Below are 14,447 nucleotides of genomic sequence, written 5' to 3'. Positions count from 1 at the left end.
CAACGGTTTGAGCGTGCTGGAGCTGGAGCCAACGGGGCCCCTGCTGGGAAGCGGGCGTGACGCCACCGATATTCTGAGCGAAGCGTTTTCCACCGACGCGACAGTGATTGTGCTGCCCGTCGAGCGGCTCGATCCGGACTTCCTGCGGCTGCGTAGCGGGTTGGCCGGCCCGTTTATCCAGAAATTGCAGAACTATCATTGCCGCTTGGTGATCCTGGGCGATGTCAGCGCTGCGGTTGCGGCCAGCACGGCGCTACGGGACTTCGTCTATGAGACCAACAACGCCGGTCATCACCTGTTCGCTGCCGACCGCGAGGCCATGCTCGCGGCTTTGAGTTGACTTCGCGGCGCGGGCGCGGATGCTGCGGACATGTTATTCGAATCAATTGAGCAGACCGAACCCGACTATACGCACGAGCTCGCGGCCCAGGCGCGCGGAGCCCGGATCGTCGCCGGCGTCGATGAGGCCGGACGCGGGCCGCTGGCCGGGCCGGTGGTGGTGTCGGCAGTGGTGCTCGACCCGAACAATATTCCGGCGGGGCTCAACGATTCCAAAAAACTGACCGAGGAGCAGCGCGAGGCGCTGTTCGAACTGATCGTGGTCAGCGGCGCGATCGTCTCGGTCGTGGTGGCGCCGCCCACGATCATCGCCAGCCGCAATATTCGGGGCGCCACGCTGTGGGCGATGAGCCAGGCGGTGCGCGGGCTATCGGTCGCGGCCGACCGGGCGCTGATCGATGGGCGCGATATTCCGCCCGGCCTGCCCTGCGAAGGTATTGCGCTGATCGGCGGCGACGGGCGCAGCGTGTCGATCGCAGCGGCCTCGATCGTCGCCAAGGTGACACGCGACCGGATGTGCCGCATCATGGATTGCGACGCGCCCCATTTCGGCTTTTCGGCGCATAAGGGCTATGGCACGCCCCAGCATTTGCGGGCGCTGACCGATCATGGTCCGTGCCGGCATCATAGGGCGGATTTTGCCCCGGTCGTCGAGGCCCGACTGCGCCTGACGGTGAGCGCGACGATCATCGACCTAGCCTCTTAACCTCTCGCTAACCCATTCTATTCATTCCACTTTAACCCTACCGCGTTACAACAGGATAGTTAGTCCTTTGTTAGGGTTAAGTGTATGTTGCGTACCGCGCGTACGGCCTTTTCGGCCGCTGCGGAGGAGCCCACGCGGCTCCCGATCGATACTATTCTGGTGGGCGATTGCATCGACCACATGAATGCGCTGCCGGCCGGGTCGGTCGACCTGATTTTCGCCGACCCGCCCTATAACCTGCAGCTCGAGCAGGGCCTGACCCGTCCCGACCAATCCAAGGTCGATGCGGTGGATGACGATTGGGACAAGTTCGACAGCTTTGCCCATTATGACAAGTTCACCCGGGCGTGGCTTGCGGCGGCGCGCCGCCTGCTCAGGCCCGATGGGGCGCTGTGGGTGATTGGCAGCTATCACAATATCTTCCGCGTCGGCACGGCGTTGCAGGATCTCGATTTCTGGATGCTCAACGACGTCATCTGGCGCAAGGCCAATCCGATGCCGAATTTCCGCGGCACGCGCTTTACCAATGCGCATGAAACGCTGATCTGGGCGGCCAAGAGCCAGAAAAGCCGCGTCACCTTCAATTATGAAGCCATGAAGCTGGCCAATGACGACACGCAGATGCGCAGCGACTGGCTGTTCCCGATCTGCACCGGGGCCGAGCGGCTCAAGGACGATGCCGACGACAAGGTGCATCCGACGCAGAAGCCCGAAGCGCTGCTGTTCCGGATCTTGAACGCCACCACCAAGCCGGGCGATATCGTGCTCGATCCCTTTTTCGGTACCGGCACCACCGGCGCGGTAGCGCGCAAGCTGGGCCGTCACTTTATTGGCATCGAACGCGAGGACACTTACATCGCGGCGGCGCTCAAGCGGATCGCGGCGATCCGGCCGGGTGTGTTCGAGGCGCTGCAATCCGTGACGCCAAAGCGCAAGGAAACCCGCATTCCGTTCGGTTCGCTGATCGAGCAGGGATTAATCGAGCCGGGGGCGCAACTGTTTGACTTAACAAAACGTTACTCCGCCATGGTTCGTGCCGACGGCTCACTCGTCTCGGGTTCGCATCAGGGCTCCATCCACAAGGTTGGGGCGTTGGTCCAAGGTTCCGAGGCATGCAACGGGTGGACATTCTGGCATCACGACACTGCCCGGGGCGTCGCCCCGATAGACGATCTTCGTACGGATATCCGCGCGAAACTTGATTTGCTTTCTGCCTGATCCTGACCTCCAATCAATCAGGCTCTTACTTCGGCCGCCGGTTTGCCCCGGCGGCCTTTTTGTTTTTTTTGCGGACCATAGATCCGAACCAGGCTTGGGTTATCCCCTGGGCACTGGGACAGTTGTCGGCGACACCCCCGCCAAAACCAATGCCGCTTATCCCTACACGCGAAGCCATTGTTACTATCCCATCATCTTGACAGGAGATTGAGATGAGGAACCCCGCTGATCTAAAGACGGTGAGGAGAACAATCGTGGAATTTCAGGCAGCACTAGCTGCTCTGCGCGGCGAGATGTTGCTACGAAAGTACCGATCCACCCAACCTCGAGTGCCTGCTGGTAGCTCGGAGGGAGGGCAGTGGACAGATGGAGCGGCCAACTCCAACGCCGTCTTTGTCGTTGGTCTTACTGAGGCGGAATGCGATGCCCAATACGACTACGATACCTTCATATGTGTGGCTACTGGCTCAAGGTCGTGTCACGCAAGAGCAGCTGAACGATATGGAGCTTGCTTAGCCGGCAAGAAAATTGTCCCACTAAATTTCTGAGGTCCCATGATCTTCGCAACTCGAACTATCTACATTCATACAGGTGATCTAAAACGGCCCGTCGTGATTGAGATATATCCTCCCGAACAAAATGATCGGTCTTGGAGTTGCACTTACAAGATAGACTGGCCCGGGGCGCCAAGAGTCGCAATGGCACATGGTCAGGACGGCGTTCAAGCGCTACTCATCGCAATGCAGAAGATCGGCATCGAGCTATATTCGAGCAGCTATCACCGGGCAGGCAACCTCATGCTCGATCGTCCGGGCAGCGGCTATGGATTCCCAGTGCCGCCAATCATGCGCGATCTGCTAGTTGGCAACGACGCGATAGACGACGCTCCCTAACTTGCCATCCCCGCCGTCGCCAAGACTTTGCGGAATAGCGTTGGCAGTGCCTCGGCTTTGAGGGTCTTGGGGTCGGACCACCAGCCCTTGTCCATGCCCTTCGGATCAACCATGGCCGACCAGACTTCCAGCTCCAGCCGGAAATGGGTGAAGACGTGGCTGATCTGACCGCGATGGCGCCAGTCGGCGGTAGCTGGATAGGTGGGAGGCGGGAGTTCCCCAGCCCAGTCGGAGCCGGGGACTTCGGTCATTTGGGCGAGGAGGCCCTTGCCAGGGCGGGTTTGCAGGTACACGTCGCCATCGGCGTCGGTCATCACGTAGGCATGGCCCTTGCGGGTGGGGCGGTCGGCTTTTTGGGGCTTGATAGGGTAAAGCGTGGGGTCCGCGGTGCGGGTGGCGATGCAGCCGGGCTGGATGGGGCAGAGCATGCAGAGGGCCTTGCGCGGGGCGCAGATGGTGGCGCCGAGGTCCATCATGGCCTGGGCGAAATCGCCCGCGCGCGTCGGGACCGAGCCTTGGAGAGCCGCGCGCAGTTCATCCTTGGCGTCGCGGACGGGGACATCGAGCGCGTAATAGCGAGCGAGCACGCGGTCGAGATTGCCGTCGAGGACGGCGATGGGTTCGTCGAAACAGATCGCGGCGATGGCGGCGGAGGTGTAGGCGCCGACGCCCGGGAGAGTTTGCAGGCCGGCGGAGGTGTTCGGGAAAACGCCGCCGTGGTCGCGGACGACGGCGATGGCGCAGGCATGCAGATTGCGGGCGCGGGCGTAGTAGCCGAGGCCGGCCCATTCGACGAGCACGGCCTCGATGGGCGAATCGGCGAGGTCTTGCACGGTGGGCCAAAGGAAGGTGAAGCGCTGGTAGAACTTGCGTACGGCCGCGACAGTGGTTTGCTGCAGCATCACCTCAGAGAGCCAGACGCGGTAAGGATCGGGCGCGATGCCGTGGGCGCGGTCGGCGGGAGGGATGCGCCAGGGAAGATCGCGGGCGTGGCGATCATACCAGGCGAGGACGGATATGGCGTCGATGGGAGCGGGGGACGGCAGGTGCATGGGGGAGAATTGGGGGAAGGCGGGGATTGGCGCAAGCGGAGTTGGGGTCACATCAACAGGATCGCGGCTAAACGACACCCCCTCCCAGCCTCCCCCATCAAGGGGGAGGTGTCTGCCGGTGGGCGGGGCCCGATCGAGTCTAACGAGTGGAGCGGCACCTCCCCCTTGATGGGGGAGGCTGGGAGGGGTGTCGCGGAATGCTACAAATGCTACACCCCTCATCATGACCACCGCCCCCAAATCCCCGCCCGAACCCAAGCGCCGCAATCGCTCGCTGTCGCTGGCTGATGCGCTGGCGGGGGCGCTCGATCCGGTGCTGAAGAAGCGCGGCTTTGCCAGCCGCGATATCATCACCCATTGGGGGGCGATGGCGCCAAAACCCTATGACGCGGTCGCCATTCCGGACAAGCTGACCTGGCCGCGCGGCGAGCGCAGCGCCGAGGGGGCGACGCTCTACCTGCGCTGCATTGCCGGTCATGCGCTGGCGATTTCCCATGAGGGGCCGGTGATCGCCGCGGCGGTCAATCGCTATTTCGGCTATGTGCTGGTGGGGGCTGTCCGTTTGTCGGCAGAGCCATTCAGCGGACATTCAGCCAAGGGGGATCAAAAACGTTCTCAACCGAGCCAGAGCGTCATCGCAAAGGTCGGAGCCTCGGTCGCCGGGGTTGAGGATGAAGGCCTGAGGGAAGCGTTGCGGGCATTGGGCCACGCGCTGTCCAGCAGGCCGGAAGGCAAGAACAAATAGATTGTTCACTCCCTGTTGATGCATGTGCCCACTTGCCGACACTTTGGCGATGTGTAGTGTCGCCACAAAGCCATCAGGAGCGTTCCCAGTGAAGTTTACCCGTCGTGACACCCTCGTTTTAGCCGCTGCCGCCTCGGCGCTCAGCCTTAGCGGGATGGCTCCGGCTTTGGCCGCCGATGGCGACACCGTGGACATGGCCAAGTTGATGGCCCCCACCGGCTTCACCGACAAGGTGCAGGGCTCGCCCGATGCGCCGGTCACGGTGATTGAATACGCGTCGCCGACTTGCCCGCATTGCGCGACCTTCTCCAACACGGTCCTCGCGCCGTTCGAAGAGGCTTATGTGAAGCCGGGCGACGTCAAGTTCATCCTGCGCCCCTTCGTGCGCAATGTGCTGGACGCTGCGGTGTTCATGCTGGCGGAAGCCGCCGGCGAAACCAACTATCACAATGTCATCTCGACCTATTTCAAGACCCAGCAGACTTGGGGCACTTCGGACAAGCCGCGCGACGCGATCCTCGAAATCGCCAAGCAGCTCGGCTTTACCCAGGAAACCTTCGACGCCGCCTTGACGAATCAGGCGCTGTTCACCGGGATGGAATCGCTGCGCGATCAGGCGCTGAACGAGTTTGGCCTTGCCGGCACGCCGACATTCTACATCAATGGCAAGACCCTCTCCGGGGAAAAGACGCTTGAACAGCTTGCGGCCGAAATCGACCCGCTGCTGCCCGCCGGAACCGCACCAGTTCCTGCCGCGGGAACGACTCCTGCTGCCCCTGCCCCAACGGGCGAGACCGCAACTCCAGTTGCGCCGGCTGAAACTGCAACACCGGTTGCTCCCGCTGCACCAGCCGAGACGACAACACCCGTCGCCCCGGCTGCTCCGGCACCTGCTGCGCCTTAATATTGCATTTTGCGGTGGGTTCCCCCCACCCCTAACCCCTCCCCTCAAGGGGGAGGGGAATGCCCTCCACTCGATTGAAGCCATCGGCTCCGTCGCCCCTTCCCCCTTGAGGGGATGGCCGGGGTGGGGATTGCATGCAGCGCGCTCGATGCCGGCAGGCATCCCATGAAATTCTCCCGTCTCAAGCTGCACGGCTTCAAATCCTTTTCCGATGAAACCGTGCTCCATATGGAGCCGGGGCTGACCGGCATTGTCGGGCCGAACGGCTGCGGCAAGTCCAACCTGGTCGAAGCGATGCGCTGGGTGATGGGCGAAAGCTCGTACAAGGCAATGCGCGCCTCGGGCATGGACGACGTCATTTTCTCGGGCTCCGGCGGGCGCCCGGCGCGCAATTCGGCCGAAGTTACGCTGGTCCTGGACAATTCGGACCGCACCGCGCCGGCCGCGCTCAACAATGCCGACATTTTGGAAATCACTCGCCGCATCGAGCGCGAAAATGGCTCGGTCTATCGCGTCAACGGCAAGGAAGTGCGCGCCCGCGACGTGCAACTGCTGTTCGCCGATGCCTCGACCGGCGCACACTCGCCCGCCATGGTGCGGCAGGGGCAGATTGGCGAGTTGATTGCCGCCAAACCGACGCAGCGCCGGGCGCTGCTCGAAGAAGCCGCCGGAATTTCCGGGCTGCATTCGCGCCGCCACGAGGCCGAATTGCGGCTGCGGGCGGCCGAGGGCAATCTCGAAAGGGTCGACGATATTATCGGCCAGGTCGACACCCAGCTTGAAACACTCAAGCGGCAGGCACGGTTGGCAATGCGCTATCGCGCCGTTTCTGGCGACATCCGCCGTGCTGAGGCAACGCTGTTCCACATCCGCTGGGTGGCGGCGCGCTTTGCTGAAAAAGAAGGCGAGGCGCAGCAGGCGGTGCTGATCCGCAGTTTGGCCGATGCCAATCATGAGCAGTTGCAGGCGCAGCGCGCGCTGGAAACGGCGGACGCAGCGCTGCAGCCACTGCGCGATCGCGAGGCGGTGACTGGGGCCGTGTTGCAGCGCTACACGATCCTGTCCGAGCAATTGGCGGAAGAGGCCCGTCGCAATAGCCGGCGGCGGGTGGAACTGGAAGATCGCATCAAGCAACTGGCCGCCGATGGCGAGCGTGAGCGTGATCTCGTGGCCGAAAGCGAAACGACGCTGGCGGTCTATGGCGAGGAACAGGCGCACTTACAGGACGAAGGCGAGGCGGCGCAGGCGGAATTTGACGACGCTCGAATTGCCGCCGACGCGGCGCGGGCTTCTGTCGTGACGGCTGAGGCCGAAGCACGCGCGGCGGCCGATGCACTGTCCCAGGTTCGCGCCCGGCGGGTGCAGGCGCAGCGCAGTGCGGAGGACGCGGCGACACGAATGACCCGACTGAGCCAGCAAGTGGCCGAAGTCGAGCGCGAGGCCGCAACGATTGCCGCGAGTCTGGATGCCGACGAGACGCTAACGCTGAAGCGCGCGGCTCTGGCCAAAGCGCAGGCGGACACGTCCGAGGCGGAAGAAGGCGCGGTGGCGGCGGAGGAAGTTTCGGTCGCGGCGCAGGCCAAACTCGATGCGGCGCGGCCTAAATTGCAGGAGATCGAGGCCGCGCTGAACCGGCTGGAGGCCGAAGCCTCCACACTCGGCAAAATGCTCAATGTCGGGGCCTCGCTGTGGCCCGCGATCGTTGACCAGCTCAAGGTGACGCCGGGATACGAGACGGCTCTGGGCGCGGCGCTGGGGGATGACCTTGAGGCCTCCTCGGATGCGGGGGCGCCGATGCATTGGGCGGCGGCGATTGACGGATATGACGATGCCGCCCTGCCCCAGGCGGCCGAGCCGCTGTCGCGCTATGTCTCGGGCAATCCGCTTTTGAAGCGGCGGCTGGACCAGATCGGCTTGGTGAGCGACACTGACGGACCCGCCCTGATGCACGCGCTAAAACCCGGTCAGCGGCTGGTGACGCTTGACGGCGCGCTATGGCGCTGGGACGGTTTTGTGGCGGCGGCCGACGCACCGAGTGCTGCTGCGCAACGCCTGGCACAGCGCAATCGGTTGGCGGAACTGGACGAGGAAGTGGCGCGGGCACGGGCCGAGCGCAATGGCTGGAAGCGCGATATCGATGCGCTGACCACGGCGCTCGCGGAAGCACGGCAGGCCGAAAAGCAGCAGCGCGACGGCTGGCGCGCGGCGCAACATGCAATCGGCGCGGCTCAGATTGAGGTCGACAAGGCGCAGCGTGCCATCGGCGATTTGACTACGCGGCAGAGTGCGCTGGAAGAGGCGCGGGTGCGGCTGGCGTCCAGCCTGAGCGAGGCCGAAGCGATCCGCGACGATGCCGAGCAGGCGCTTGAAGAGGCTGGCGACGAGGACTATGCCGGCGAGCTGGCTGACGCGAAGCAGGCGAGCCTGGCGCAGCTGCGCGAGCGGGCCGATCAGGCGCGGCTGAAACTGGGCTCGTTCGAAACCGCAGCCCGGATGCGGGACAGTCGTTTGGCGCAATTGGCCAAGGACAGTCAAAGTTGGCAGCGCCGGCGCGAGGGCGCGATGGCGCAATTGGCGACGCTGGACAGCCGCACCGCCGAAGTCACCAGCCAACTCGCCAATGTCAACGAAACGCCGGATGGCTTCGCCGCCAGGCGCTCGGCTTTGGACGAGCAGATCGAGCGCGCCAAGGTGGAGCACAAGGCCTCGAGCGACAGCTTGAGCGTGGCGCAGACCACGTATCGTGAGGCGGACAAAGCCCTGCGGCTGGCGAGCGAGGCCTTGGCGGCGGCGCGAATCGAGCTGACGCGGATCGAGGAGAGGCTCAAGGGCTTCATCGTCCAGCGCCAGCAGATCGAGCGGCAGATCGAGGAGACGCTGAATATCGAGGCCAGCCGGACACTTGAGGCCTCGGGCATCAAGCCGGAAGAGGCGTTGCCCAATGAACATGCCATCGAGCAGAAGGTCGACCGGCTCAAAGCCGAGCGCGAGCGGCTGGGCGGGGTGAACCTGTCGGCCGAGAAGGAAGCCATCGAGGTTCAGGAAAAGCTCGACCTGATGGTCAAGGATCGCGACGACCTGATCGAGGCTATCGCCAAGCTGCGGCAGGGCATCGCCTCGCTCAATCGCGAAGGCCGCATCCGGCTCAATGAGGCCTTTGCCAAGGTTAATGCGCATTTCCAGGAGCTGTTCACCACCCTGTTCGGCGGCGGCACGGCGGAATTGCAGTTCGTGGAAAGCGACGATCCGCTGGAAGCGGGCCTCGAAATCATCGCCCGCCCACCCGGCAAGAAGCCCCAGACCATGACGCTGCTGTCGGGTGGCGAGCAGGCGCTGACGGCGATGAGCCTGATCTTTGCGGTGTTCCTGACCAATCCGGCGCCGATTTGCGTGCTCGACGAAGTCGATGCGCCGCTGGACGACGCCAATGTGGAGCGATTCTGTAACCTGCTGGATTCGATGCGCCAGCGCACGCAGACACGGTTCATGGTGATCACCCACAATCCGATCACGATGAGCCGGGTGGATCGCCTGTTCGGGGTGACGATGGCCGAACGCGGCGTCAGCCAACTGGTTTCGGTGGATTTGACCACGGCCGAGAGCTTCCGCGAGGCGGTTTAGGCAGAGAATCCCCCGTCGCCTGCCCAGACTTCGCCACGATTAGCTGTGGACAGCATGCCGCACCCCGCTATCAAGCCAAAAATGCCATACACATCAGTATGTTAAGCCGACCGGCCTCGTCTTGACACTCCCAGCACCCTTCCCTATGTTGCGCGCGACTAATAAAGGCGCCCCGGAACACACGGGAGTGGCCGGCCAAGGGGAGCGAGCGGATGCCAAAACCGCAAGATACCGAGGGTCAGCCCGATAGTGCCAAAGGGGTGACGCGCGATCTCGCATCGCGTATTGCCTCAGCCCAGAGGGAACGCAATGTCGAGGCCAATAGAGCTTCGAACATGTCTCCCAGCGACATGAGCGGTATGGCGCGCGGTATGCGCATCGGCACCGAGTTCATCGCCGCTATTCTGGTGGGAGCGGGCCTGGGTTATCTGGTCGATCTCGGCCTGGGAACTCGGCCATGGGGCTTGCTCATCCTCCTACTGGTGGGCTTTGCCGCAGGCATTCTCAATGTCATCCGCGTGGTGACACAAATGAACAAGGCGGCGCCGCCGCCACCGGGTTCGGACCTAGGTTCGAGCGCGGACGATGAAGACGATAACTAGACCGGGGTTTGGGCGTGGCCGATCCGAATAAAGTCGATCCGATCCATCAGTTTGGACTGACCAATATCTTCTCGCTCGGCGGCGAAGGCGGCTTCGCTTTCACCAATTCGGCCCTGTTCATGGTGCTGACGGTCGGCCTGATCGTCATCTTCCTGCTCGGCTCGACCGCCGGCCGTCGCCTGGTGCCCGGCCGCGCGCAGGTAGTGTCCGAACTGCTCTATGATTTCGTGGCCAATATGGTCAAAGGGGCTGCCGGCTCCGAGGGGATGAAGTTCTTCCCCTTCGTGTTCTCGCTCTTCATGTTCGTGCTGATGGCCAACATGTTCGGCATGATCCCATTCTTCTTCACCACCACTTCTCACATCATCGTGCCGGCCGCCTTGTCCATCCTGGTGTTCGTCGTGGTGATCGGCTACGGCCTCTATCGCAACGGCTTCAAGTTCTTCAAGCTGTTCGTGCCGGCCGGCGTTCCCGGCTACGTCCTGCCCATCGTGGTGCCGATCGAGGTCGTCTCGTTCCTGTCGCGCCCGATTTCGCTCTCCGTGCGTCTGTTCGCCAATATCCTGGCGGGCCACATCACGCTCAAGGTGTTCGCGGGCTTCATCTATTCGCTCGGCTCGCTGGGCGTTCTCGGGTTCCTCGGCGCGTCGCTGCCGTTGATCATGACGGTCGCCATCACGGCGCTCGAATTCCTCGTGGCAGCCTTGCAGGCCTATGTGTTTGCGGTGCTGACCTCGATGTACATCAATGATGCGATCCATCCGTCGCATTAAACTGACTGCCTAGCTATTCGTGCGGCCACGGTGGCCGGACGGCAGAAAACACAAATCTTCGGTCTCCAAGGAGTATTCAAATGGATCCAATTGCCGCCAAGTACATCGGTGCCGGTATTGCAGCTATCGGCATGGCCGGTGCGGCTATCGGCGTGGGCAACATCTTCGGCAGCTTCCTGTCGGGCGCCCTGCGTAATCCTTCTGCCGCCGGCAGCCAGTTCGGTAACCTGATTTTCGGTTTCGCCGTGACCGAAGCTCTGGGCATTTTCTCGTTCCTGATCGCCCTGCTCCTGCTGTTCGCAGTGTGATATCAGCGTTCGTTCATGAGGAGCGGCGGCCGGGGGAAATTTCTCCGGGCTGCCGCTTTTTTCGAAGGCTTTCGAGCCGGCTCACCAACGGGTAGACCAATATGGCAACCGAAACTCCAGTGATGCTCGTCGCCCAGGCGGCTGTCGATGCATCTGCCGAGGGTGGTGCTGTCCACGCGACCACAGAGGCGCATGGCGGTGAACATTCCGAAGTATTTCCGCCGTTCGATCCTTCGAGCTTTGGCACCCAGCTGATCTGGCTGGCGATTACCTTCGCATTTTTGTATTTCACGATGAGCAAGCTGGCGCTGCCACGCATTGGCTCCATCCTCGAAGACCGCAAGAGCCGGATCGATGGCGACCTGAGCGCTGCCGACGCGGCCCGTCAGAAGACCGACGCAGCGATCGCAGCCTATGAGGCCGCCCACGCTGCGGCACGCGCCAAGTCGCAAGCCATTGCCGAGGAAACCCGCAACGCCATCAAGGCCGATATCGACGGCAAGCGCAAAGCGGTCGAGGCCGACCTCTCCAAGAAGGTCGCCGATGCCGAAGCCAGCATCCAGGCGACCAAGACCGAGGCCCTGGGCCATGTGTCCGAAATCGCCGCCGATACAGTGCAAGCCCTGGTCACCCAGTTGACCGGTTCGGCTTCGGCCGATGAGGCGCGCAACGCTGTCGCCACCGCGGCCAAGGAGTAGCTCGGATGGACTTTTCGACGATCGACGCAACCACCTGGGCGACCATCTGGGCCACCATTTCGCTGGTGATCTTCATCGGCATCATGATCTATTTCGGCCTGCCGAAGATGATCACCAAGATGCTCGACGCCCGCATCGCCCAGATCGAAACCGACCTGGCCGAAGCCAAGCGCCTGCGCGAAGAAGCCGAGGCCCTGCTGGTCGATTATGAAAACAAGCGCGTCGCTGCCGAAGGCGAAGCCGCCGGCATCGTGACCGCCGCCCAGGAAGAGGCCAAGCGCCTCGCCGAAGAGGCAAACGTCGCGCTGACCGACCTGATCGCCCGCCGCACCAAGTCGGTGCAGGACAAGATTGCCCAGGCCGAAGCCCAGGCACTCGGCGAAGTGCGCGCCCGCGCCGCCGACCTGACCGTGGAAGCCGCCCGCATCGTGCTCAGCCAGCAGATGGCCAGCAAGGGCGACGATCTGGTCAGCAAGGCGATCAAGGATGTTGGTACGCAGCTGAACTAAGGTTCGGCGGATGGCGTAGAGAATTGAGGCGGGCCGCAAGGTCCGCCTTTTTGTTTGTGGGCATCGATCTGGTTCCCCTCCCCCTTGAGGGGAGGGGTTAGGGGTGGGGGGAACTCTCCGCGAGAGTGAGGTTCATTCCAGCAGGCGCCACTCCTGTTGCAACTTCCCCCCACCCTAGCCCTCCTCTCACGGGGGAGGGGATCAGATCGAGTTCTGCGCACGGCTCTACCCTAATCCCACAATTCCCTGTGCCCTGCCCTGCGGCCCGATTGACGCCCCGCGGAATCTCCCCCATGGTGCCGGTGACTGCGGGAGAGCTGGTTCAGTCCAGCGCCGAAGGAGCAACCGCCCCGGAAACTCTCAGGCAAATGGACCGCAGTTCGACGAAAACTCTGGAAAGCAGGCGCACACGCCTCACCGAAGGAGCAACCGGCCCATAGGCGGCCGGGAAATCTCTCAGGTTCAGCGGACAGAGGGGGCACCACGGCGTTCGGCAACGAACGTCCGCAGTGTCCATTTGCCGGGAGCGCCGCTTGTCCGAACCAGTCGAAGACCTCAAAACCACTCCGCTTTATGCCAAACACGTCGCCGCCGGTGGCCGCATGGTGCCCTTTGGCGGCTATAACCTGCCGGTGCAGTACAACACGGGCATCATGGGCGAGCACAAATGGACCCGTGAGCATGCGGGCCTTTTCGACGTCAGCCATATGGGCCCGAGCTTCCTGACGCTCAACAATCCAAGCGGCGACGCCGATGCCGATCATGCGGCCGTCGCGGCCCTGGTGGAGCCGCTGGTCTGCGGCGACATCAACGGGCTTAAGCCCGGCCAGGTGCGCTACACCCTGTTGCTGAACGAGACCGGCGGCGCTATCGACGACCTGATGGTCGCCCGCTCGCCGCTGTTTCCCGGCTCGCTCTATATCGTGGTCAATGCGGGCACCAAGGACAATGACTTCGACATCATCGCCAAGGCTGCCGGCGACAAAGCCAAGCTGACCCGCGCCGACGATGGCGCCTTGCTGGCGCTGCAAGGGCCCGAGGCAGTTGCCGTTCTGGATACCATCGTTCCCGGTGTTGCCGAGCTGGGCTTCATGACCTACGCGCCGTTCGAGTGGAACGGCACCAAGCTGATCATCGCCCGCTCCGGCTATACGGGCGAGGACGGATGCGAAATCCTCTGTGATGCCAGCGTGGCCGAAGCGATGTGGGACGCCCTGCTGGCCGACGAACGCGTCAAGCCGATCGGGCTCGGCGCGCGAGACAGCCTGCGTCTTGAAGCCGGGCTACCGCTGTACGGGCATGACCTCGACGAAACTGTTTCTCCCACTGAGGCAGGGCTTAATTTCGCCGTCTCCAAGCGTCGCCGCGAGAGCGCCGACTTTCCCGGCGCTGCGCGCATTCTGAAGGAGTTCGGCGGGGAACTGTCTCGCATTCGCGTCGGCCTGTTCGTCGAAGGCGCACCAGCGCGCGAGGGCACCGAAATCCTCGATGCCTCTGGCATGGTCGTCGGCAAGGTGACCAGCGGCGGCTTTGCCCCTAGCCTCGCGCGTGCCATCGCTTTGGGCTTCGTGCCGCCGGCCCACGCAACTCCCGGCACGCAATTGCAAGTCAGCGTCCGCGGACGCATGCAGCCGGCGCAGGTGACTGCCACCCCCTTCGTGCCACACCGCTATTTCCGCAAAGCCAAATCCTAGTTGAGGGATCGATCATGACCACCAAATTCACCCCGGACCACGAATATATTCGCGTCGAGGGCGCGACCGGCATTGTGGGCATCACGCCCTATGCCCAGAACGCGCTGGGCGACATCGTCTTTGTCGAGCTACCCAGCGTCGGCAAGGTGCTGAAGAAGGGCGACGAGGCCGCCGTGGTTGAGTCGGTCAAGGCCGCCTCCGAGATTTATGCGCCGGTGTCGGGCACGGTGACCGAGGTCAATTCGGCGCTGTCGGGCGAGCCGGGGCTAATCAACACCGATCCTGAGGCGGCCGGCTGGATTTACAAAATTTCCATCGCCAATGCGGGCGAGCTGGATGGCCTGCTCGATGCCGTGGCCTATGCCGATTTGACCAAGTAAGAGAG

Annotated in this window: 15 protein-coding genes and 2 riboswitches; of the genes, 14 read left to right on the top strand and 1 reads right to left on the bottom strand. The window is 63.1% G+C overall.

The features are described 5' to 3' along the window. Positions 1-13: 13 nt before the first annotated feature. The 4 genes from JWP26_RS15490 to JWP26_RS15475 all read left to right on the top strand — a co-directional run bounded on the left by JWP26_RS15490 (position 14) and on the right by JWP26_RS15475 (position 3,156). Complete coding sequence (locus tag JWP26_RS15490; protein ID WP_299730329.1) at positions 14-340, top strand: DUF4180 domain-containing protein; 327 nt, start codon at positions 14-16, stop codon at positions 338-340. Positions 341-370: 30 nt separating this feature from the next. Next, the gene (locus JWP26_RS15485; RefSeq protein WP_299729542.1) at positions 371-1,045 is read left to right on the top strand and encodes a ribonuclease HII; all 675 of its coding nucleotides are present in this window, start codon (positions 371-373) and stop codon (positions 1,043-1,045) included. An 84-nt stretch (positions 1,046-1,129) separates the two neighbouring features. After that, positions 1,130-2,263 (top strand): site-specific DNA-methyltransferase, encoded by a 1,134-nt coding sequence (locus tag JWP26_RS15480; RefSeq protein ID WP_299729540.1) that lies wholly within the window; start codon positions 1,130-1,132, stop codon positions 2,261-2,263. 698 nt (positions 2,264-2,961) lie between these two features. Continuing rightward, positions 2,962-3,156 (top strand): hypothetical protein, encoded by a 195-nt coding sequence (locus JWP26_RS15475; protein ID WP_299729537.1) that lies wholly within the window; start codon positions 2,962-2,964, stop codon positions 3,154-3,156. Here the strand turns inward: JWP26_RS15475 and JWP26_RS15470 are convergent. After that, complete coding sequence (locus JWP26_RS15470; RefSeq protein ID WP_367184161.1) at positions 3,153-4,184, bottom strand: A/G-specific adenine glycosylase; 1,032 nt, start codon at positions 4,182-4,184, stop codon at positions 3,153-3,155. The genes JWP26_RS15475 and JWP26_RS15470 overlap by 4 nt on opposite strands. A 247-nt stretch (positions 4,185-4,431) precedes the next feature. On the opposite strand from JWP26_RS15470, the gene JWP26_RS15465 reads away from it, so the two are divergent. The 10 genes from JWP26_RS15465 to gcvH all read left to right on the top strand — a co-directional run bounded on the left by JWP26_RS15465 (position 4,432) and on the right by gcvH (position 14,442). Next, positions 4,432-4,953: a DUF721 domain-containing protein gene (locus JWP26_RS15465; protein ID WP_299729531.1), complete on the top strand. Its 522-nt coding sequence runs from the start codon at positions 4,432-4,434 to the stop codon at positions 4,951-4,953. Positions 4,954-5,041: 88 nt separating this feature from the next. Continuing rightward, positions 5,042-5,857, top strand: coding sequence for a thioredoxin domain-containing protein (locus tag JWP26_RS15460; RefSeq protein ID WP_299729528.1), 816 nt, complete (start codon positions 5,042-5,044; stop codon positions 5,855-5,857). Between the two features lie 165 nt (positions 5,858-6,022). After that, positions 6,023-9,478: a chromosome segregation protein SMC gene (gene smc / locus JWP26_RS15455; protein ID WP_299729525.1), complete on the top strand. Its 3,456-nt coding sequence runs from the start codon at positions 6,023-6,025 to the stop codon at positions 9,476-9,478. A gap of 212 nt (positions 9,479-9,690) precedes the next feature. After that, on the top strand, positions 9,691-10,080 hold the full coding sequence (locus JWP26_RS15450) for an AtpZ/AtpI family protein (protein WP_299729522.1): 390 nt from the start codon (positions 9,691-9,693) through the stop codon (positions 10,078-10,080). Positions 10,081-10,094: 14 nt separating this feature from the next. Continuing rightward, on the top strand, positions 10,095-10,853 hold the full coding sequence (locus JWP26_RS15445; RefSeq protein ID WP_299729519.1) for a F0F1 ATP synthase subunit A: 759 nt from the start codon (positions 10,095-10,097) through the stop codon (positions 10,851-10,853). Between the two features lie 80 nt (positions 10,854-10,933). Continuing rightward, positions 10,934-11,161, top strand: a complete 228-nt coding sequence (locus tag JWP26_RS15440; RefSeq protein WP_299729516.1) for a F0F1 ATP synthase subunit C — start codon at positions 10,934-10,936, stop codon at positions 11,159-11,161. Between the two features lie 101 nt (positions 11,162-11,262). Next, positions 11,263-11,859 (top strand): ATP F0F1 synthase subunit B, encoded by a 597-nt coding sequence (locus JWP26_RS15435; protein ID WP_299729513.1) that lies wholly within the window; start codon positions 11,263-11,265, stop codon positions 11,857-11,859. A 5-nt stretch (positions 11,860-11,864) separates the two neighbouring features. Continuing rightward, positions 11,865-12,368: an ATP F0F1 synthase subunit B gene (locus JWP26_RS15430; protein ID WP_299729510.1), complete on the top strand. Its 504-nt coding sequence runs from the start codon at positions 11,865-11,867 to the stop codon at positions 12,366-12,368. 299 nt (positions 12,369-12,667) lie between these two features. Further along, a riboswitch (glycine riboswitch) is annotated at positions 12,668-12,754 on the top strand. Continuing rightward, positions 12,755-12,851, top strand: a riboswitch (glycine riboswitch). A gap of 50 nt (positions 12,852-12,901) precedes the next feature. After that, complete coding sequence (gcvT, locus tag JWP26_RS15425; RefSeq protein ID WP_299729507.1) at positions 12,902-14,062, top strand: glycine cleavage system aminomethyltransferase GcvT; 1,161 nt, start codon at positions 12,902-12,904, stop codon at positions 14,060-14,062. A 14-nt stretch (positions 14,063-14,076) separates the two neighbouring features. Beyond that, positions 14,077-14,442, top strand: coding sequence for a glycine cleavage system protein GcvH (gene gcvH, locus JWP26_RS15420; protein ID WP_299729504.1), 366 nt, complete (start codon positions 14,077-14,079; stop codon positions 14,440-14,442). The last annotated feature ends 5 nt before the right edge of the window (positions 14,443-14,447 follow it).

The sequence above is a fragment of the Devosia sp. genome (genome assembly GCF_028290435.1).
Classification (GTDB): Bacteria; Pseudomonadota; Alphaproteobacteria; order Rhizobiales; family Devosiaceae; genus Devosia.
The sequence above is the reverse complement of the archived record's forward strand: the minus strand, read 5'-3'. Positions and strand labels throughout refer to the sequence as shown.

Coding starts and splice junctions, on each gene's coding strand:
- JWP26_RS15485 (WP_299729542.1), top strand. CDS start 371: ATGTTATTCGAATCAATTGAGCAGACCGAACCCGACTATACGCACGAG.
- JWP26_RS15480 (WP_299729540.1), top strand. CDS start 1,130: ATGTTGCGTACCGCGCGTACGGCCTTTTCGGCCGCTGCGGAGGAGCCC.
- JWP26_RS15475 (WP_299729537.1), top strand. CDS start 2,962: ATGGCACATGGTCAGGACGGCGTTCAAGCGCTACTCATCGCAATGCAG.
- JWP26_RS15465 (WP_299729531.1), top strand. CDS start 4,432: ATGACCACCGCCCCCAAATCCCCGCCCGAACCCAAGCGCCGCAATCGC.
- smc (WP_299729525.1), top strand. CDS start 6,023: ATGAAATTCTCCCGTCTCAAGCTGCACGGCTTCAAATCCTTTTCCGAT.
- JWP26_RS15450 (WP_299729522.1), top strand. CDS start 9,691: ATGCCAAAACCGCAAGATACCGAGGGTCAGCCCGATAGTGCCAAAGGG.
- JWP26_RS15440 (WP_299729516.1), top strand. CDS start 10,934: ATGGATCCAATTGCCGCCAAGTACATCGGTGCCGGTATTGCAGCTATC.
- JWP26_RS15435 (WP_299729513.1), top strand. CDS start 11,263: ATGGCAACCGAAACTCCAGTGATGCTCGTCGCCCAGGCGGCTGTCGAT.
- JWP26_RS15430 (WP_299729510.1), top strand. CDS start 11,865: ATGGACTTTTCGACGATCGACGCAACCACCTGGGCGACCATCTGGGCC.
- gcvH (WP_299729504.1), top strand. CDS start 14,077: ATGACCACCAAATTCACCCCGGACCACGAATATATTCGCGTCGAGGGC.